Origin of the sequence: Nocardiopsis alkaliphila YIM 80379, from assembly GCF_000341005.1 — a bacterium.
Taxonomy (GTDB): Bacteria; Actinomycetota; Actinomycetes; order Streptosporangiales; family Streptosporangiaceae; genus Nocardiopsis; species Nocardiopsis alkaliphila.
The window spans coordinates 70,678-88,790 of the sequence record NZ_ANBD01000044.1; the positions used below are offsets into that span (position 1 = coordinate 70,678).

The following is an 18,113-nucleotide window of genomic DNA, read 5'->3' on the forward strand; positions in this document are numbered from 1 at the left end:
GCCTGGAGGCCGAAGAGCATGGGGGTTCAGCCTCGTGTGGCCCGGGCGTCCCGTTCGCCCACCGGCCGACCATCGCCGAGCCTCGACTCCGGCGGGGTCTGGTCCGGCTCCATGACCGGGTCGTCCTTCTGCGGGGGTCGGCGCGCGGTGAACTGAACCAGCAGCACCGCCCCGATCGCCGTCAGTGCCCCCGCCCCCTGCGCGAGGGTGAGGGTCTCGTTCAGTACCAGGTAACCCAGGAGGGTGGCGGTGAGCGGGCTGGCGAAGGAGAGGAAGGACACGGCCAGCGCGGGTAGCCGCTCCAGACCGCGGAACCACAGCGCGTACGCCACCAGAGCACCGATCAGCCCCAGATAGGCGAAACCGCCCAGGTTGGCCAGGGTGATCGAGGGCGGCAGCTCTTCCACTAGGAGGGTGGCCGGCAGTAGTACGAGTCCGCCCGCGGTGAGCTGCCAGCCGGTGATCCCCAACAGGCTCACCCCCTCCGGGCGTCCCCAGCGCTTGGTGAGCACGATGCCCGTGCCCATGGAGCACGCGGCGGCCAAACCGGCCAGGACCCCGATCGGGTTCAGAGCGGCCTCGGGGCCCAGTACGAGCAGTGCCACCCCGATGGCGCCGAGCAGGCAGGCCAGGAGATGGATCGGGCGGATCGCCTCGCCTAGCAGTAGCGCCCCGAGCAGTAGCACGATGACCGGTTGGACCGTCATCACCAAGGCGGCGATTCCCCCGGGTAGCAGGTAGGCGGCCACGTAGAGCAGGTAGAGGAAGGCGCCGATGTTGAGGGTGCCCAATACCAGCGATCGCCACCACCACACACCGTGGGGCAAGGCCCGTGTGATCGCCAACAGGAGGATCCCGGCGGGAAGGGCGCGGGTGAGCGCGGCCAGGAACGGCCGGTCCGGCGGCAGGAATTCGGTGGTGACCAGATAGGTGCTGCCCCAGACCATCGGAGCCAGGACGGTGAGCAGGGAGTCGGCGGCGACTCGTCCACGGTCGGTCACAGTGTCTCCCCGTAACGGTCACCGAAGGCGAGACGATCCAGCGGGAGGCGGCCCGGGTGGGAGGGCTCCTCGGCCGGGAAGCCAACGGAGAGCAGTAGTGCGACGGCGAGGTCGTCTCGGTGGTCGGCGCCGATCACCTTGAGCACCTCGGTTTCGTTCCAGCCGTTCATCGCGGAGGTGGCCAATCCGGCCGCCGACGCGGCGAGCATCGCGTGGGTGGCGGCGATGGTGGCGTCCTTGATCGCGTACTCGCGACCGAGCCCGCGCTCTTCGAGGTCGCGCTGGAAGTCGATGCCGTGCGTGGCGGTGGCCCGGAGGAATTCCTCGTCCCAGGCCCGGCGTGCGCGTGCGCTCTCGTAGACCTCGGTGAGGTCCTCGCGCCAACGACCGGTCTCGGCGAGGAAGACCAGGGTCACGGGGGCCTCGCGGGGCTGGCGTTGACCGTTGGCGGCGTGGGAGAGCGCCTCCCGGGCCGCGGGATCGCATACGGCCACCACCGACCGGGACTGGAAGTTCCAACTGGAGGGGGCCTCCATGCTGAGTTCGAGGAGCTCACGCAGCAGTGCCCGGGGGACCGTGTCCGGCCGGAACCGGCGCACGCTGCGTCGTCGGCGGATGATCTCGGTGAAGGTGGGGGGAATCATGAGCATACCTTTCGATGTCGAACTATTCGATGTCGAAAGATTAGGGCGTGGGTCCGAAGACGTCAAGGAGAGGCCGCTATGCTCGCGGGATGAACGACGCCGTCGACCTCTACCTCGCCCAATGGAATCGGGAGCGTCCCGACCTCGACGTCTCGCCGATGGCGATCGTCGGACGAATGAACCGTCTTCAGCGGTTCCTGGGCCGCGGAGTCGGTGATGGCCTGGCCGAACACGGCCTGGAACGTTGGGAGTTCGACGTGCTGGCGACCCTGCGGCGGTCCGGCGCGCCCCACCGCCTCACCGCCAAGGAACTGGTGCGAATGTCGATGGTCGGTTCCTCCGCCATGACCAACCGGGTGGATCGCCTGGTTCAGCGTGGATTCGTGGACCGGGAGATCGACCCGGACAACCGGCGTCGTGTCCTGGTCGGCCTCACCGACGAGGGGTTCGAATTGGTGGACCGGGTGGTGGAGGACCACGTGGCCAACGAGGCGCGTCTGCTACGAGGGCTCGACGCAGGGGAACAGGAACGGTTGGTCGTCCTGCTGCGTAAACTGCTGCTCTCCTTCGGAGACGATGCTCCAGAGGAGGTCACCGGCCCAGGGCGCTCCTCGCCGGAGTAGGTAGGGGGCACGACATCCGTTGTCGTGGTGGTCTCCGCCACGTGGGGGAGAGCAGGGCAGGACCACCGAGTCCGCGCCCCGCGCAGCATGCTCCCCGACGTCGATGCCGCGCGCCGCTCGCCCACGTGCGGCCGGAACACCCGCGTCGCGGGTCACCGGCCCGATGTTCGAGCCCGGCCCCGCCTTCTTCCTCGAGTCGGTGCCGGACACACGAAGGGGAGGCCTCCGTTGACGGGGCCTCCCCTCGATGTTCGTGGCCGGACTACCGGGGTCCGGGCTCGTTGTCCGGCGTCAGGGCGTCCTTGATCTTGTCGCCGGCCTGCTTGAGCTTGGACTTGCTCTGCTCGGCCTTGCCCTCGGCCTTCCACTGCTCGTTGTCAGTGGCCTTGCCGGCGCCTTCCTTGGCCTTGCCCTTGAACTCGTCGAACTTGTTTCCGGCCTTGTCACTCTCGGACACGGTGGCCTCCTTCGATCGGTTCCACCTACAGCCCTGTCCGATTCGGTCGGGGCCTAATCTCAAGAAACGCCAAGAATATGCCGAAAGTGACGGAAGCCACTCGAAGGATCTCAGGGGGTGATCGGCACCACGGAGTCGAAGGGAGCGTGGCTGGACAGACGCCGTTCGATGCCACCACGGACCATCGTCTTGGCGGTGCGAACGGCGTCGCCGACCGTGGCGCCCTTGGCCAGTTCGGCGGTGATCGCGGCCGCGAAGGTGCAACCCGCGCCGCTCACACGCTCCTGACCGATCTTCGGGGCGCTCAGTACGGTGACCTCCTCACCGTCGAAGTGAACGTCCACGGCGTCGGGGCCGGGCAGTTCGGTCCCTCCCTTGACGACCACGTGCCGGGGCCCCAGTTCATGGATGCGGCGAGCCGCCTCGATGAGGTCCTCGACGGTCTCCAGGCTCTCCATCCCGGCCAGGGTGCGAGCCTCGAAGTGGTTGGGAGTGATGACCGTGGCCAGCGGCAGGATCTGTGCGGTCAGTGCCTTGTCGGTGTCGAGGGCGGCCCCGGGCTCTTGGCCCTTGCAGATCAGGACCGGGTCGAGGACCACGTGTCGCCAGGACTGGCGCTGAAGGGCCTGGGAAACGACGTCGATGGTGTCGGGGGTGCCGAGCATGCCGATCTTGACGACGTCCAAGTCGTGGCAGGACGTGGCGGCCTCGATCTGGTCGGCGATGACACCGGGGTCGACCGGGACGAAACGGTGGTTCCAGTCGTTCTTCGGGTCGAAGGAGACGATGCAGGTGATCGTTCCGACGCCGTAGACGTCCAATTCCTGGAAGGCCTTGAGGTCGGCCTGGATTCCGGCGCCGCCGGTGGCCTCCGACCCTGCGATCACGTACGCGCGGTCGGTCATGGGACACCAACCTTCCTCTGCTCGTTGTGCTGTTGCGCGGTGTCGGGCCCTGGCGAGTCACGAACCCACTAGATATTGCATCACAACTGATCATTTGCGGCATATCAGGTGAAACCTCTAGGTCACCACCCCCGCAAAGTGTAGGTGGCGTTCTCCCGCCGCCGTGTCGCCCTTTGGGCCAAGAGCACGTCGGTGGTGTCGTAGCCGTCGGCGTAGGCACCTTCGACGGTGTTCTCCCCGGTGGTCGGCTCCCCCGCGAAGTACAGCACCCCCTCCAAGGGGAGGGCCAGGGAACCCGGAGCGTCGTGCGCGCCCGGAGGAACGAACAGGTAGGCGCCCTTGCTGAACTCGTCGGCCGTCCAGTCGTGCGTGGTTCGAGCGACGGGCTCGGGCACCTCCTCCCCCAAGGCCTCGACCAGGGCCGCGAGCCCGGTGGCGAACCGTTCGGTCACCTCCATGCCCAGTAGACGCCGGGCGTTCTCCCCGGCCGCCCAGGCCACCACCACCTCCGGGGTCTGCCGGGACAGGCACCAGAAGACGAACCCGGCGTCCTCGTCCCACCCCAGCACGTCCTCCGTTTCGGGGAAGACCCGCCGGTCGAACTCGTAGACCAACTTGAGGGCGTCGGTGCGGTCCAGCACCTCGATCGCCTCACGGTGCCCGGCCGGGAGTTCGGGATCGAAGACCACGTCACCGGCCTTGAGCACCCCGAGCGGCAGCGCGACCACACAGTGGTCGGCCCCTACCTCGACGGCCCCGTCGGGGCCGTGCGCGGACAACACCACGCCGCGACCCGACCAGCGCACCCGACGGACCGCGTGCGAGAGCCGAACGTCCAGGTCGTGGGCGAGCGGTGACAGGATTCGGTCGTAACCGCCCACCACCCGGAAGTTCTCCCGAGGTGAGGACCACCAGTCGAAGAGGCCGTACTCGCTCATCCACGACGCGCTCCACCGGTGCAGCGGCTCATTGTCGATGGAAACCGGAGGCCAGTGCTCCTCGAGGACCCCCATCCGGCGCAGATAGGCGGCGGCGTCCTCGTCCTCGCGCGGGGCTCGGAGGGTTTCCAAAGGTCGGGGGGTTTCGTTCCCATGACGCACGCGCACGGTCTCGGCCCCGGCCTCTTCCACCAGTTCCCACGTGTAGGCCTCCCGGCCGTGGATCAGCCCCGCGCCCAGTTCCACCGGGACCGAGGTGAACCCGTGATCGGTGTACAACTGGCCACCGATTCGGTCCCGGGCCTCCAGGACCAGGACCGACAGGCCGTGGTCGGTGAGGTTGCGCGCGGCGGACAGACCGGTCACCCCGGCGCCGACCACGACCACGTCCCAGCGCTCTCGGCGCAGGGTTCCCACGCCGCCCAATACGGCCGTGCCGCCCAAGAGTGCTCCCCCTCCCAACAGGAGGGATCTGCGGCTGAGTGGTTTGGCGGGGCACTCGTGTGCCCGCCGAGCGTCTGCGCTCACACCGTCTCCCGCGCCTTTGGAGGGTGCGCCCCTCGGTGGGACGCCACCTTCGCATTATCCGGACGCTTGGTCTCGGACACCACCGAGCCCTTCGGTGAGGAGCCGTGCCGGTCGCGGCTCGAGTCCGCGGTGGGCGGTCGACCTCGCCTGGTCGAGGCCGGGGCGAGGTCGATGAGTGGGCCCAGAAGGTCTTCCTCCGCACCGAGGACGGAGAGGGTGGACCCCTCTCCTCCCTGAGGTACCGCGCGGGGCGGTGGCCGCCCAGGCCACCGCCGAGGCGAGGCGGCCCCACATGACTGGGTGGTCAACTTTTCGCGAACTGGCCCGGCCGCCGTCCCTCGCCGGGGCCGCCCGCGTAGGTCTGGCCGATCCGGAGCCATTCCCGGGCCGCCTCGCCCCGTGCGTCGAGGGAGGTGTCATCCACGTGGCGTCGACGGGTCAGTACGAGGCAGAATTCGAGTGCGTGGCCGGTCACCACCTCTTCGGCCTCCTCCGGGCCCATCCGCCAGGTTCCGCCGTCCGGCGCGGTGAGCTCCAACCGCACCGGGGTCCGTGGAGCCTCCAAGCCCCGCGCGAAGTAGCTGTAGGGGCGCACCCGTAGGGCCAGGTGCGCGATGTGTCGAAGTCGGGCACTGGGCCGGCGCACCACGTCGAGGGCGTCGAGGACGTCTTGGCCGTGCGCCCATGTCTCCATCAACCGTGCGGTGGCCTTGGAGGCCACGCTCATCGGTGGTCCGAACCAGGGCACACGGATCCCGGCCGGGGCGGTGGCCATGGCCTCGCGCAGCTCCGCGGAGGTCTTTCGCCACTTCGCGAGCAGGTCGGCGGGGGAGAGGGCGACCAGGGGGGCCGCGGCGATGTCGACGAACCTCTCTGGGTCGGCTATGGCCTCGGAGAGGATCCGGCCGAAACCCTCCTCATCGGTGATGGCGGTCAGCGCGGCCTGATCGAAGTAGGCCAGGTGGGCCACCTGGTCGGTGATGGTCCAACCGGGGGCGGGGGTCTGTCGTGACCAATCGTCGAGATGGATCTCGCCCAGGAGGGCGGCGAGTTCCTCCTGTTCCGCGCGCAGATCCTCGATGAGGGCGTGTGTGTCGACCACTGGGTCTCCTCACGGGGGGTGGTCGGCCAACAGAGTTGACTGACTTGTCATATTCTGTGCATCATAACAAAATGTGAGCTGGATCTCCCGAGGGTGCGGGGTGAACCCCGAGGGAGCCCGAAGTCTCGCCCAAGCGGAACCACCCCCGAAACGGATGCGAGAGTGCGTCGATGACCGCGACCGAGACCCCCAGGATCGACCCTTGGAACACCCCGGAGCGGGCGGTCCTTCGGGAAACGGTCCGCGCCTTCGTGGCCAAGGAGGTCCTCCCCCACGTGGAACGGTGGGAGGAGGAGGGCGAACTGCCCCGCGACCTGCACCGAGCCGCCGGCCGACTCGGCCTGCTCGGCCTCGCCATGCCGGAGGCCGTGGGAGGCGAGGGCCAGGTCATCGACCAGCTCATCGTCTCGGAGGAGGCGATCCTGTCCGGTGTGCCCACCGGAGTCCTGGCCTCCCTACTGACCCACGGGATCGCGCTGCCCGCCCTGATCGCCGATGGCCGCGAAGAGCTGGTCCGCGACTTCATCCGTCCCACCCTGGCGGGTGAGCTGGTCTGTGCCCTGGGCATCACCGAACCCGACGCCGGTTCCGATGTGGCCCACCTACGGACCCGGGCCGTCCGCGACGGTGACGAGTGGGTGCTCAACGGTGCGAAGACCTTCATCACCTCCGGGTACCGTGCCGACTTCGTGACCGTGGCGGCCCGTACCGCCGACACCGGTCACGAAGGCATCTCGATGTTCGTGGTGGAGCGCGGCACCCCCGGATTCACCGCCACCCGCAAACTCGACAAGATGGGCTGGCACTCCTCCGACACCGCGGAACTGTCCCTGGTCGACGTCCGGGTCCCCGCGTCCCGCCTGGTGGGCGAGGAGAATAAGGGCTTTTACCAGATCATGGACCAGTTCGCGAGCGAGCGAATCGGCATGTCCGTCCAGGCCTGTGCCATGGCCCGACGCTGCGTGGACCTGTCCATCGAGTGGGTGCGGGAACGTGAGGCCTTCGGCGGAACCCTGGCCCGCCGCCAGGTCCTCCGGCACCGACTCGTGGAGATGCACCGCCGTACGGAGGTCGCCACCTCCTACGTGCGTCGGATCGCCGAACGCCTCCAGGCCGGCGAGTCCCTCATCGCAGAGGTGGCCATGGCCAAGAACACCGCCACCGAGGCCTTGGACTACGTGGTCGACAACGCCGTTCAATTGCACGGCGGGATGGGGTTCATGCGCGGCACCGAGGTGGAGCGGCACTACCGGGACGCTCGGGTCTACAGCATCGGTGGCGGAACCTACGAGATCATGAACGAGGTCGTCTCGAAGTTCCTCCCCCTTCGCTGACCGATCCGAGTGACAGAACCGAGAGGAGGAGGGCGAGAGTGGACGGACAGGCACCGGGCGGACGGACGCCGGGTAGACGAACACCGGGCGGGCGGCCACCCACGGAACGCGGCCGACGTAAGCGCGGGGCCCTCATCCAGGCGGCCCGCGAGGTCTTCGAGGAACAGGGCTTCGAGGACACCAGGATCGCCCAGATCACCGGGCGCGCCGGAGTCGCCTACGGGAGCTTCTACACCTACTTCGACTCCAAGGAGACGGTCTTCCACGAGGTGGCCAAGGGGGTGGCCGGGGAGATGTTCGACGCCGCTCGATCCGCCGCGCCGCCCGACACCACCCCGGTCGATCGCATCCGGCACGCCACCGAACGGTTCCTGTCGGCCTACCGGGACAACGCGAGGATCATGCAGGTCATCGAGCAGGTCTCGCCCCGGCATCCGCACTTTCGCTCCCTCTTCCTACAGATCCGCGGCCTGTTCGTCGAACGGATCGTCGCGGGCACCCGCAGGCTTCAGGAAGAAGGGCTGGCCTCGGCGGACATCGACGTGCCGGTCACGGCGAGCATGTTGGGCGGCATGGTGGAACACACCGCTCGCATGCTCTTCCTGTACGGGGAGGAACACGATCACGAGGTGGTGGTGGAGACCGCCACCCGGCTGTGGGCACGAGGCATCGGGCTGGACTGCCCACGGAGCGGAGTGTGAAAGGGCGAAGAACGTACAAGACCCACGGGCCGACACCGGGCGAGGATCGTGGCGCGGAGGTCACGGACACATCCGCAGGCTTGGACACCGAGATCGCGGTCCTGCTCCGTGACGACCTGGCCCTGTGGCAGTGGCTCGACGGCACCGCGTTCTGGCCGGCGGGCTCGGTACCCGATACCCACCGATGTTCGGCCGATCCCTTCCCGTACCTTGAGTTCTTCGCCCCGGAACGGAGTAGGGCATCCGACACTCAGGGATGTCCGAATCGGGCAATAGCATCGCCGCATGAGCAAGAAGCACACCCTTTCGGACATGCTCGACGACGCGGCCCTGCTCTCCTTGGAACACCAGCTCCACTTGGAGGAGTTCCTCGGAGACCACGCCTGGCACGTCGACCTCCAAGCGCCCCGGTTCGAGTTCACCGGTGAGCGGCCCCTGGTCTGCGAGCGGTTTCACCTGTTGGGCAGTGCGGCTCCCGGTCCCAAGTCCTGGATGTGGGGTTGGGCCAACCCGTCCGGGTTCCATGAGGATCTGACCGCGCTCGGCGCGGCGGTGCGCGATTTCGGGCGGGAGAACGACATCCCCGAACTGGGCCAGGCCGAGGTGCCCTTCGGTTCGCTGCCGGGGGCACCGGAGGAGGCGCACCTGGCGCTGCACCCGATGACCGAAGCGGCCAAGCTGCTCACCGGTCGCTGGTTCTCCTACAACGGTGACGCGGGCGGCGGCACTCGGGTCTCCTTCATCATCGAGCACCCCGACCTGCGGCTTCCGGCGGCCACCTCCACGAGGGTCATGCGCATCCTCCAAGAGGGGGTGGCGGGGCTGCGTTTGTTCGACCCCAAGCGCGCCGTGTACACCTACGCCAGATTGCGTGGCCTCTCCCCTCGGTTCACGGACGCGGACCGTCGAACGCTCGCACTCAGCGCCCCCGGTATCGACCTGGAAGTGGAGTTCGACGAGGCCGACCGGGTCATTCGGATGGAGGGCGGTCTGTCGAATCCGGAGCACGGGGGGATCTAGAAAGGCATGCGAATTCGCGAGCCCTGCTCCGTCGCCGAGGATCCCTTCCGAGAAGTGGTGTTCACGGACCCCTTCCTCCTTCGAGGATTTCGGTGTTCGGTCACAATGGTGATATGCCCCTCGACATGGATGAAGCGACCCTGCAAGCCTGGACCGCGCTCGGAGGAAGGCCCGAATCCGTCACGGACGTCTCCTTCCGTACGGCGGGGGAGGTGCTGCCCTCGGTCCTGCCGGTACGTGAACTGGCCAGGGCGACGGTCGCCGCCTGTTCCCTGGCCGCGGCCGAACTCTTGGCCGCTCGCAACGGTGGGCCCGCGCCACGGGTCCGGGTGGACGAAGGAGCGGTGGCCACCGCCTTCATCAGTGAACGCCACCTGCGTGTCGATGGTCGAAAGCCCACCCCCTTCGCCCCACTGTCAGGATTCTGGCGGGCCGCCGACGGTTGGGTACGCACCCACGCCAACTACTCCCATCACCGTGAACGCCTGCTCGACGCGCTCGGGATCGAGGCCGACGCCTCTCCCGAAACGCTCGCCGCGGTGCTGGCCGAACTTCCCGCCACCCAGATCCAGGAACGGGTGTACGAGGCGGGCGGACTGGCCGTGGCCGTGGCACCGGCACCCGACCGAGACGGACCCAAGAGCCAGGCCCCGCCCTTGGCCGAGGTCACGGCCGGCGGTGAGGCCGGCCGGCGCCGGTTGGACGCCGCCCCGCTACCCGCCACCGGAATCCGCGTCCTGGATCTGACCAGGGTCATCGCCGGCCCGGTCGCGACCAGGACCCTGGCTTTCCTGGGCGCGGACGTGCTGCGCGTCGACTCGCCCGAGATGCCGGAGGATCCGGACAGCCACCTCGATACCGGTCAGGGCAAGCGCTCGACCCTGTTGAACCTGGAGATGCTGGAGGAGCGGCGGCTCCTGGAGAGCCTGCTGGACGGGGCGGACGTGGTGATCACCGGTTACCGGCCCGGCTCCCTGGACCGCTTGGGACTGAGCGCGACGCAGTTGCTCACCAAACGCCCCGGGCTCGTGGTCGCGCAACTGTGCGCTTGGGGCTGGTCGGGCCCCTGGTCCCAGCGTCGGGGTTTCGACAGCCTGGTGCAGGCGGCCACCGGCATCGCCGCGATCGAGGCGGGGGAGGACGAACGTCCGGGCGCACTGCCCGCGCAAGCCCTGGACCACGGCACGGGGTACCTGATGGCCGCCGGAGTGCTGCGCGCGCTCACCGAGCGTCAGGTGGACGGCCGTGGTCGCCACCTGCGGTTCTCCCTGGCGGGTACCGCGTCCTGGCTGATGCACGACATGGCCCCGGTGCCTGCGGGGGAGGGGACCCATGACGCGCAAGAGTGGTTGACCCAAGCGCGGTCCGCCTACGGACGGCTGCGGTACGCGCTGTCTCCGGTGCGTTACGAGGGCGGTCCCGAGGATTGGCGCTACACCGCCACCCGGTGGGGCACCGATCCCGCCGTCTGGCTCTGAGACGGATGGGCCGACGGTCTGCTCTGAAGGTCAGGAAGAAGCACGGGCCCGACCTTCGGAGATACCACGACGGCAGGCGCGGGCCAGGGAGCGGTGGTTGCCGTAGCGTTCCAAGAGACCATAGGGCGGCAACGGGCCGGAGGGGGCTCCCCCCACCGGAGCTCCCTCGGCCTCCTCGACCAGGAGGGCCTCCCCACTGAGCCGACCCGAACGGGACCAGCGTTCCCACCGCTCGAAGTCCGGACTGTACTGGTGGGAAAAGGCGAAGACCGATTCATCGGTCCCCTGGAGGAGCCTTCCGCTCCGTGCCCACAGATCGATACCGGAACCCGATCGGTCCGACCACTGGTCGGCCGTGACCACGTCGACCTCTGGCCGGCCGGAACGGTCGCGGACCAGGACGGCGTCCGAGGCGCGCGTGCGCGGATGTGGTTCGTACGTCCTTTCCAGCGAGGTGAGCGACACGATCACCCTGGGTATCCACCACCAATTCTCCCGCCGAGCGATGAGGCTGTCCGCTCGAAGCCGGGTGGGTGGATGCTTGAGTGCTTCCTGCTCCACCAGGGAGCGCACGAACTCGTCCCCCTCCAGGTCCTCCATGACCTCGACGGGCCCGCCGCCGGCCGATCCGACGTGCCCACCGGCGTCCTGAGCGGTGACGCTGAACACCGCCCACCGGCCCTGGAGGGTCAGGGCGACATGGGCCAGTGAATAGGGCAGGGCGACACAGGGGCGGTCACGCAACATCAGCGGAACCACCGGGATGCCCGTGGGGCCGGAGGGGGAGAGCCAACTGAGTTCCGCGACGGTGGATCGCTGCCAAACCGTGATCAGATCAGTCAAGGTCAGACCTTATAAGTGACGAATGTCGCATGTTAATTTCTGGTGACCCTAACCCATGATCCGAGTAGGCGTGATCACCGGGCGAAGGGCCGGGGCCACGATCACGCCGCTTCGGGCCCAGAATGCGGAAGGTAGGCCACGGCCATGCCCGCAGCCCTCGTCCTACTCGCGTCCGTGGCGGTGTTCGCACTCGGTTACCGCTACTATTCGCGCTACCTCGCAGAGAAGGTGTACGCGTTGGAACCGGGGTTCGTCACCCCGGCGCACACCTACAAGGACGGCGTCGACTTCGTACCGACCAACCGTCACATCGTCTTCAGCCACCACTTCATCTCGGTGGCGGGCGCCGCCCCCATCGTCGGACCCGCCGTCGCGGTGTTCTGGGGGTGGGGCCCCGCACTCGCCTGGATCCTCCTCGGCACCGTCTTCGCCGCCGGTGTGCACGACTTCGGCGCCATCGTGGTGTCGGTGCGCCACAAGGCGCGCAGTATCGGAACCCTGGCCGGAGAGGTCATCAGCAGACGTTCACGGACGCTGTTCCTGGTGATCATCTTCTTCCTGCTGACCATGGTCAACGCGGTGTTCGCGGTGGTCATCTCGAACCTGTTCGTGAACTACCCCGCCGCGATCCTGCCGGTACTGGTGACGATCCCCCTCGCCGTCGCGGTCGGCCAGATCGTCTACAAGCGCCGTACCGCCGCCCTGGTGCCCTCGATCATCGCGCTCGCGCTGATCTACGTGTGCATCCCGCTCGGCGTGATGTTCCCGATCGACATCAGCGGCCTGGCCGAAGCCGTGGGGACGACCCCCAACACGCTGTGGATCATCCTGCTGTTCGTCTACGCCTTCATCGCCTCCCGCATCCCGGTCTGGATGCTGTTGCAGCCGCGTGACTACATCAATCTGCACCAGATGCTGTTGGCCTTCGTCGTCATCTTCCTCGGTGTGATCGTCGGCTGGGACACCATCGTCGCTCCGATGATCAACAGCGACGTTCCCGCGGACTCCCCGCCCTGGTTCCCGCTGTTGTTCATCACCATCGCCTGTGGCGCGATCTCCGGTTTCCACAGCCTGGTCTCCTCCGGAACCACGGCCAAGCAGATCGACAAGGAGACCGACACCAGACTGGTCGGTTACCTGGGCGCCACCGGTGAGGGCACGCTGGCGGTCTGCTCCATCCTCGCCTGCACCGCCGGAGTGGTCGCCGCATCCACCTCACCCCTGGCCGACTGGCGGGGTCTGTACGGCGACTTCGGTTCGGCTTCGGCCGGCGCCACCGGTAACTTCGTCGAGGGCGTCGGACAGTTCGCGAACAACCTCGGCGTCCCGCTGGAGATCGGCGTCATCTTCGCCGTCGTCGTAGTGGTCAGCTTCGCCGCCACCACCATGGACACCGGTGTGCGCTTGCAGCGCTACATCGTTCAAGAGATCGCCGAGATCGTCCGCTTCCGTTTCCTGGCCCGCAACCTCACCGTGGCGACACTGATCGCCACGCTCGTGCCGCTGGCTCTGGCGCTCATCCCGGGCGACTTCGCCTTCGGTACCCTGTGGCAACTGTTCGGCACCACCAACCAGCTCACCGCGGGGCTGGCACTCGCCGTCATCGCCGTGTGGGTGACCAAGCGCAGGCGCAACCCGCTGGCGATCCTCGTTCCGCTGGTCTTCCTGCTGTTCATGACCTCCTGGGCGCTGATCGTCAACCTGATCGCGTTCGTGCGCTCGGACGATCTCATCGACCGGTTCCTGCTCGCACCACTCGACTTCGTCATCTTCGCCCTGGCCATCTGGCTGATCGTCGAGGCCGCCATCGCCCTGCGCAAGGCCTGGGCCGTGCGGAACTCGCCGGTGGCCGAGGAGGCCGAGAGCGAGGCCGGCACCGAAGTCACCGACCCGAAGGAGAAGTAGGACGTGACCCCGCCGGGTGCGCTCTCCCGCGTACGTGAGGCCTGGAAACGGCTGGAGGCCTTCCATGAGGAGGTCTTCGCCTCCAAGTGGCGGCAAGAGATACGCCGGGAGGCGCGCACCCAGCAGGACACCCTGCGGGCCCTTCTGCTCCTACAGACACTGGGAGTGGAGGGCCCCGTCTCCTATGAGACCCTCGACCTGATCCCCTACATGGTGGCCGACCTGCACGAATGGCATCAACGGATGGGGCGTGACGACCTGGGCGGGCCGGGGGTGTGCTGTTGAGGTTCGGTAGAGGACGGCGAAAGGACACGATTCCCCTCGGGGACGCCGCCATCGTCTTCTTCGGTGGCAAGGGCGGGGTCGGCAAGACCACCATGGCCGCCGCACACGCGCTCCGCTTCGCCGACCAAGGTCTACGCACGCTGTTGATCTCCACCGATCCGGCGCACTCGCTCGGCGACGCTCTCGCCATGCCCTTGGGCGACAAGCCCGTACAGGTCACCGAGCGACTGTGGGCGCGCGAACCCGACGCCGACGCCGCCCTACGTCGTCGAGTGCGGCGGATCGGTGACGACGCCGCCCAAGCGTTGCCTCGGGAGATCCTGCCCGCGGTCTCCCGCCACCTCGAACACGCGGCGGCCGGCCCCGGCATGGCCGAGTCGGCCCTGGCGGACCTTTTGATGGACACCATGGAGGAGGTGCCCGAGCACTGGGACCGTCTGGTGGTGGACAGCGCGCCCACCGGCCACTTGCTGCGCCTGCTCCACCTGCCCGAACTGCTCACCCCCTGGGTCCAAGGGCTGGCACGACAACGTGAACGCGCCGTCGACGCCGATCGGTTCGCCGTCGGTGTGGCGGGCGGTTCCCAAGAGAGCGGGGACGATCCACTGCTGGAGAAACTGCACGCACGTCGTCGCAAACTCGAACGCGCCGCCACCCGTCTGCGCCAGGACGCCGAGGTCCGGCTGGTCCTGGTGCCCAGACGTATGGTGCTGGCCGAGACCGACCGCGCCGCCAGGGAGCTCATGGAGGCGGGTTTTCGATTGGGAACCGTCGTGGTCAACCAGGTCCCCGACGACGTCGATCCCGGACTCCTCACCCAGGTCCACGAGCGGTTCGCCGAGCAGGGCACCATCGAAGAAGCCCTGACCACCAAAGAACCCATCGGCCTGGACGCCCTACGCGAACTCATGCCCCACTCGGGCTGAGCGCGAAGCGGCCCGGCCGGACGGTGCGCGTCAACGGTCGCGACAGCCCCGTCACTCTCCTTGGAGTAGCACCACGGCACGGCGCAGGAGCCATTCCTGGGCCTGGTCCCAGCCGAGCCCGAATTCCTGGACGACGGTCCGCCAAGCGGAGATCCCGAAGCAGAACCAGAGGATTTCGGCTGCCTCGTCCGCAGACATGTTCTGCGGAAGCGCTCGGAGGTCGTCCAAACGCACGGCGGTTTCGGCGAGGAAGTCCCGATAAAGAGTGGTGGTCCGTTCCCAGAAGGCCTGAGCCTCCTCCTGGTGCGCGCTCATCGCGGCGTGGGTGGCCTCCAGGAGGTCCCGATTCTGCTCGTTGTCCCTACGAGTGCCCTGGGCGACGAGCTCGATGATCCCTCGAGGGTCCTCGCAGCCGCGAATGCGCTCCATGGCCTCGTGTCCGTGGGAGCGGCCCACGGCCGTGGAGATGACCTCCTTCAGGAGCTCCGGTTTCCCGCCCACGCTGGCGTAGACCGTCTTGGTCGCCACCTCGGCGCGGCGCGCGATCTCCGCCACGGTGACCCGATCGTAGCCGTGGTCGGCGAATAGCCGTAGGGCCGCGTCGAGGATGGCTTGACGAGTGTTGGCGGCTTCCTGCCGGCGGCGGGGCGAATGGTAGGAACGGCTCTTACTCACGCTTCAACCCTAGTGGCGGGTGTCGGGGCGGCTCCGGGCAGGAATACCGCCCCGTACACGCGTCGTGCGCTAGTCGACGGTCGAGTCCTCAGCGAGGTCGGCGGGAACCGTTCCGGGAGGCCCGAGCACGACGTCACCGAGTTCCGTGGACACCTTGACGAAGAGGTCGAGGTCGAGTTCGGTGCTGTCCGTGGCCTGGTCCTCGGGGGTCCCGGCACGCATGATGAGTTCGGCGAACCCGGGTGGGGAGGTGATGTTGATGGCGCGTGCCCCCTCATCACCCACCTCGATGGCGTGCGGAACCCGAGTGGGGATGGTGACGTAGTCCCCGGGGCCCAACTTCCTGGTCTCCTCACCCAGCCAGATGGTCAAGGTGCCCTCTAGGACGCAGAGACGCTCTTCGTAACGCGTGTGCAGGTGAAGGGGTGTGCGTGCGCCTGGGATCTGGGTGGAGTCCGTGACGTCGAAACGCCCGCCCGATTCCTCCCCCGTGGTCAGGATGGTGGTGCGCGTCTCCGTGCCGAGGACGAAGCTCCGTCCGGCGGGTGTGGACGTCGCAGCGGGAGGGTTCTTTGTCGTTTCGTTCATGGGCCGGCTCTTTCCTGGCGATTCGGTAATGGGAGAGGTGGGCTCGACCCATGACGACACCGGGCACCGAGCCCGAGGGAGGTCGTATGCGTCGCGGACCCGAGCCTCATGATTGAGGTTACTCCATGTGTATTGATTTCCTCTAGCGTCTATCTGATGTCACCGGCGTACTCGGTCGGGCGCTTGTGGCAGATGAGGACACAGGTGGTGCCGAGCGTGGTCAGACAGGTGGAGGCCTTGTGCTCCCATCGAGTGTCGAAGCTCCGGTTGAGCCGGGGCGAGGTGATGGTTCGCCCGGTCGTGACCGTCCCACGCCCCTGGTGCGTCGGGCGTTGATCGCGTGCCACGTCCGCGACGCTGCGTCCGGCCTGGACCAGGGCCAAGACTTTGCGGCGGAACTCGGCGGGGTATCCACGACGTCCCACGATGCCCTCCTTTAAGGGTCACGTGGTCCCAGGATCCAGAAATTCGACTCCGAAAAACGCAGGCCACACCACTCGGAACCAACGCTTCAGCGTCCAAGGACACCGAAGCTTGCTGATAGAAGTTGTCGTGACACATTCCGTGCGGACGGCCCTCCGCGACCCAGCGGAGAACCCCGAGTCGCTTTTCGTTCAGAGGCTTTAGCGTGGTACATCGACTCCGTCGGATCCCCAAGGTTTCCTATGCTGAGGGTTCCCACGAGGACACGTGAGGATTCCAGGTCCCCGTGGCGGTCCGGTTCAACAGTGGGTCGAGGAAGGGCTCTGTGAGTGCGAGAGCCTGATCCAAGGTGCCGGCCGGCAGTGCTAGAGCCCGTGTCGCTTCCGCTGCGAAGCCGGGCTCCCACAAACTACGGTCCGGGACGGAGAACTCTCGGGGGAGTGTCAAACCCCTGCGCTCGGCCTCTGAGTACAAGGCGTTGCGTTGCTCGTCCGCGGGCAGGGCGGCCCGGCTGACGACGGAGACGAGGTCGATCAGGTCTTTGAAACGGGTGGAAGGGCGTCGCTCCGGGCCGTGCCGTTCGAGAATGGCGCAGGTCTTGTCGGCGATGTGATCGACCAGAGGGTAGGCGCGGTACCCGGAGCGTTCCAAGCCGGGGAGGTCAAGGGTCGGAAGGGGCGGGACGTCTTCGGCGATCCCGGTCATCCGGATGTTCTCGGCCACGACGTCCACATGGAACTTCGTCCACACGGTGGCGCCCAAACGGGCGGTGACGGGTATGCGTACGCCGTTGGCGCCGTCGGAGATGGGCGTTGTCCGTCCTGTCTCGAAACGGAACCAGTCCCCTATGTCCTGTGAGGCCGCCTCCCGTAGGTCGCGCTCGGCTGATTCCCGGCTGGTAGCCCGGTAGAGATCGATGTCGACGGTCCGCCGCACCGCGAGTTCACGGGCCAGGAGCGCGGTCGCCCCCTTGACGATCCAGTTGTTGTCGACGAGGTAGAGCCGGGCGAGCAGGCGATCGTAGGCGAATTGGCGCTGCAACTCGGGTAGGGGCCACGGACCATTAGGGCGAGCCTGCGAACGCAGGCGGTCGGTGAGAGCGCGGCGGAAGGCCGTGGGGGTCTTGTAGGGCAGCGTCATGACTAAGAGGTGTCGGTTTCCGTGTCGGAGATCCGGCTGAGCCAGTGTTCGCGTTCCGGCGCGGCGGTCAGATCGAGGAGCCATCGGAGCAAGGCAGGACCGTCTCCACGGCGCAGCCCGAACCGTCCCGCGTGTGAGGACAGGGCACGAGCCACCGATGTGGGGTCGTCGTCATCGGCGCGTAGGGCGTCTGCCGCGATATGCCCTACGGCGCCTGGGTCCTCCTTGGCCGACAGCAGGTCTGAAACGATGCGCCGCGGTCGGGTCAACGGCAGGCCGTCAAGGGTGGTCCAGTCGGTGTCCGAGAGGCGGCCTCGGTGGAGTCGCAGATCGGGGCGTCGGGATTGTCTGCGTTGGGGCAGTGTGAACTCGTGGACGTCGGCGGGAAGGTGTCCGAGTCCATAGAGCGCGGCGGCTGAGCGGTGCGACACGACACCTTCTTGTGGAGTGCGTTCCCAGGCTGGTGTGTCGGGGGCGAGTTGCAACCAGGCCGCGCGCAGCTCCAGGTGGTTCGGTGGTGGGCCGCCTCTCAGACGGTAGACGCCGTGGGCCACTCGTTCCATGGTGGCCGTGTTCGAGGCGTGGCGGGGGGGGGGG

The 18,113-nt window shown here is 67.7% G+C and carries 20 protein-coding genes; 8 read left to right on the top strand and 12 right to left on the bottom strand.

Features of this window, described 5'->3' with window-relative positions; all coding sequences use genetic code 11:
* Positions 1 to 26 precede the first annotated feature (26 nt).
* Positions 27 to 1,001 carry an EamA family transporter gene (locus D472_RS0106725; protein WP_017603732.1) on the bottom strand — a complete coding sequence of 325 codons (975 nt, stop codon included), beginning with the start codon at positions 999 to 1,001 and terminating at the stop codon, positions 27 to 29.
* Complete coding sequence (locus D472_RS0106730) at positions 998 to 1,645, bottom strand: nitroreductase family protein (protein WP_152447913.1); 648 nt, start codon at positions 1,643 to 1,645, stop codon at positions 998 to 1,000. Before D472_RS0106730 ends, D472_RS0106725 begins: the two co-directional genes overlap by 4 nt.
* An 89-nt stretch (positions 1,646 to 1,734) precedes the next feature.
* On the opposite strand from D472_RS0106730, the gene D472_RS24960 reads away from it, so the two are divergent.
* Positions 1,735 to 2,268: a MarR family winged helix-turn-helix transcriptional regulator gene (locus D472_RS24960; protein ID WP_017603734.1), complete on the top strand. Its 534-nt coding sequence runs from the start codon at positions 1,735 to 1,737 to the stop codon at positions 2,266 to 2,268.
* 262 nt (positions 2,269 to 2,530) lie between these two features.
* On the opposite strand, the gene D472_RS0106740 is transcribed toward D472_RS24960, so the two are convergent.
* The 4 genes from D472_RS0106740 to D472_RS0106755 all read right to left on the bottom strand — a co-directional run bounded on the left by D472_RS0106740 (position 2,531) and on the right by D472_RS0106755 (position 6,198).
* Positions 2,531 to 2,725 carry a CsbD family protein gene (locus D472_RS0106740; protein ID WP_017603735.1) on the bottom strand — a complete coding sequence of 65 codons (195 nt, stop codon included), beginning with the start codon at positions 2,723 to 2,725 and terminating at the stop codon, positions 2,531 to 2,533.
* Positions 2,726 to 2,835: 110 nt separating this feature from the next.
* Positions 2,836 to 3,630: a bifunctional hydroxymethylpyrimidine kinase/phosphomethylpyrimidine kinase gene (gene thiD, locus D472_RS0106745; RefSeq protein WP_017603736.1), complete on the bottom strand. Its 795-nt coding sequence runs from the start codon at positions 3,628 to 3,630 to the stop codon at positions 2,836 to 2,838.
* Positions 3,631 to 3,752: 122 nt separating this feature from the next.
* Positions 3,753 to 5,012 (bottom strand): flavin monoamine oxidase family protein, encoded by a 1,260-nt coding sequence (locus tag D472_RS0106750; RefSeq protein WP_017603737.1) that lies wholly within the window; start codon positions 5,010 to 5,012, stop codon positions 3,753 to 3,755.
* A gap of 388 nt (positions 5,013 to 5,400) precedes the next feature.
* Entirely contained in the window at positions 5,401 to 6,198 is a 798-nt protein-coding gene (locus D472_RS0106755) for a TIGR03084 family metal-binding protein (protein WP_017603738.1), read from the bottom strand.
* A gap of 170 nt (positions 6,199 to 6,368) precedes the next feature.
* Between D472_RS0106755 and D472_RS0106760 the strand changes: the two genes are divergently transcribed.
* From D472_RS0106760 to D472_RS0106775, 4 genes are all read left to right on the top strand, one after another.
* The gene (locus D472_RS0106760) at positions 6,369 to 7,532 is read left to right on the top strand and encodes an acyl-CoA dehydrogenase family protein (RefSeq protein WP_017603739.1); all 1,164 of its coding nucleotides are present in this window, start codon (positions 6,369 to 6,371) and stop codon (positions 7,530 to 7,532) included.
* 38 nt (positions 7,533 to 7,570) lie between these two features.
* On the top strand, positions 7,571 to 8,233 hold the full coding sequence (locus tag D472_RS0106765) for a TetR/AcrR family transcriptional regulator (protein ID WP_017603740.1): 663 nt from the start codon (positions 7,571 to 7,573) through the stop codon (positions 8,231 to 8,233).
* Between the two features lie 285 nt (positions 8,234 to 8,518).
* Positions 8,519 to 9,253: a DUF6882 domain-containing protein gene (locus D472_RS0106770; RefSeq protein ID WP_026117455.1), complete on the top strand. Its 735-nt coding sequence runs from the start codon at positions 8,519 to 8,521 to the stop codon at positions 9,251 to 9,253.
* Positions 9,254 to 9,366: 113 nt separating this feature from the next.
* Positions 9,367 to 10,731 (top strand): CoA transferase, encoded by a 1,365-nt coding sequence (locus tag D472_RS0106775; protein ID WP_017603742.1) that lies wholly within the window; start codon positions 9,367 to 9,369, stop codon positions 10,729 to 10,731.
* A 30-nt stretch (positions 10,732 to 10,761) separates the two neighbouring features.
* Here the strand turns inward: D472_RS0106775 and D472_RS0106780 are convergent, their stop codons facing one another.
* Complete coding sequence (locus D472_RS0106780; protein ID WP_017603743.1) at positions 10,762 to 11,574, bottom strand: hypothetical protein; 813 nt, start codon at positions 11,572 to 11,574, stop codon at positions 10,762 to 10,764.
* A gap of 144 nt (positions 11,575 to 11,718) precedes the next feature.
* Between D472_RS0106780 and D472_RS0106785 the strand changes: the two genes are divergently transcribed.
* Genes D472_RS0106785 through D472_RS0106795 form a run of 3 tightly spaced genes read left to right on the top strand, consistent with a single transcriptional unit; the run spans position 11,719 to position 14,690 of the window.
* Positions 11,719 to 13,479 carry a carbon starvation CstA family protein gene (locus tag D472_RS0106785; protein WP_017603744.1) on the top strand — a complete coding sequence of 587 codons (1,761 nt, stop codon included), beginning with the start codon at positions 11,719 to 11,721 and terminating at the stop codon, positions 13,477 to 13,479.
* Positions 13,480 to 13,482: 3 nt separating this feature from the next.
* Positions 13,483 to 13,764 (top strand): cory-CC-star protein, encoded by a 282-nt coding sequence (locus D472_RS0106790; RefSeq protein WP_017603745.1) that lies wholly within the window; start codon positions 13,483 to 13,485, stop codon positions 13,762 to 13,764.
* Positions 13,755 to 14,690, top strand: coding sequence for an ArsA family ATPase (locus D472_RS0106795; RefSeq protein ID WP_017603746.1), 936 nt, complete (start codon positions 13,755 to 13,757; stop codon positions 14,688 to 14,690). Before D472_RS0106790 ends, D472_RS0106795 begins: the two co-directional genes overlap by 10 nt.
* Positions 14,691 to 14,741: 51 nt before the next feature.
* Here D472_RS0106795 and D472_RS0106800 read toward each other — a convergent pair whose 3' ends face one another.
* From D472_RS0106800 to D472_RS24970, 5 genes are all read right to left on the bottom strand, one after another.
* Complete coding sequence (locus D472_RS0106800) at positions 14,742 to 15,365, bottom strand: TetR/AcrR family transcriptional regulator (RefSeq protein WP_017603747.1); 624 nt, start codon at positions 15,363 to 15,365, stop codon at positions 14,742 to 14,744.
* Positions 15,366 to 15,434: 69 nt separating this feature from the next.
* On the bottom strand, positions 15,435 to 15,953 hold the full coding sequence (locus tag D472_RS0106805; protein ID WP_017603748.1) for a cupin domain-containing protein: 519 nt from the start codon (positions 15,951 to 15,953) through the stop codon (positions 15,435 to 15,437).
* A 149-nt stretch (positions 15,954 to 16,102) separates the two neighbouring features.
* Positions 16,103 to 16,378: a hypothetical protein gene (locus tag D472_RS0106810; protein ID WP_017603749.1), complete on the bottom strand. Its 276-nt coding sequence runs from the start codon at positions 16,376 to 16,378 to the stop codon at positions 16,103 to 16,105.
* 238 nt (positions 16,379 to 16,616) lie between these two features.
* Entirely contained in the window at positions 16,617 to 17,516 is a 900-nt protein-coding gene (locus D472_RS27095; RefSeq protein WP_017603750.1) for a nucleotidyl transferase AbiEii/AbiGii toxin family protein, read from the bottom strand.
* Positions 17,517 to 17,518: 2 nt separating this feature from the next.
* Complete coding sequence (locus D472_RS24970) at positions 17,519 to 18,079, bottom strand: hypothetical protein (RefSeq protein ID WP_017603751.1); 561 nt, start codon at positions 18,077 to 18,079, stop codon at positions 17,519 to 17,521.
* Positions 18,080 to 18,113 lie beyond the last annotated feature (34 nt).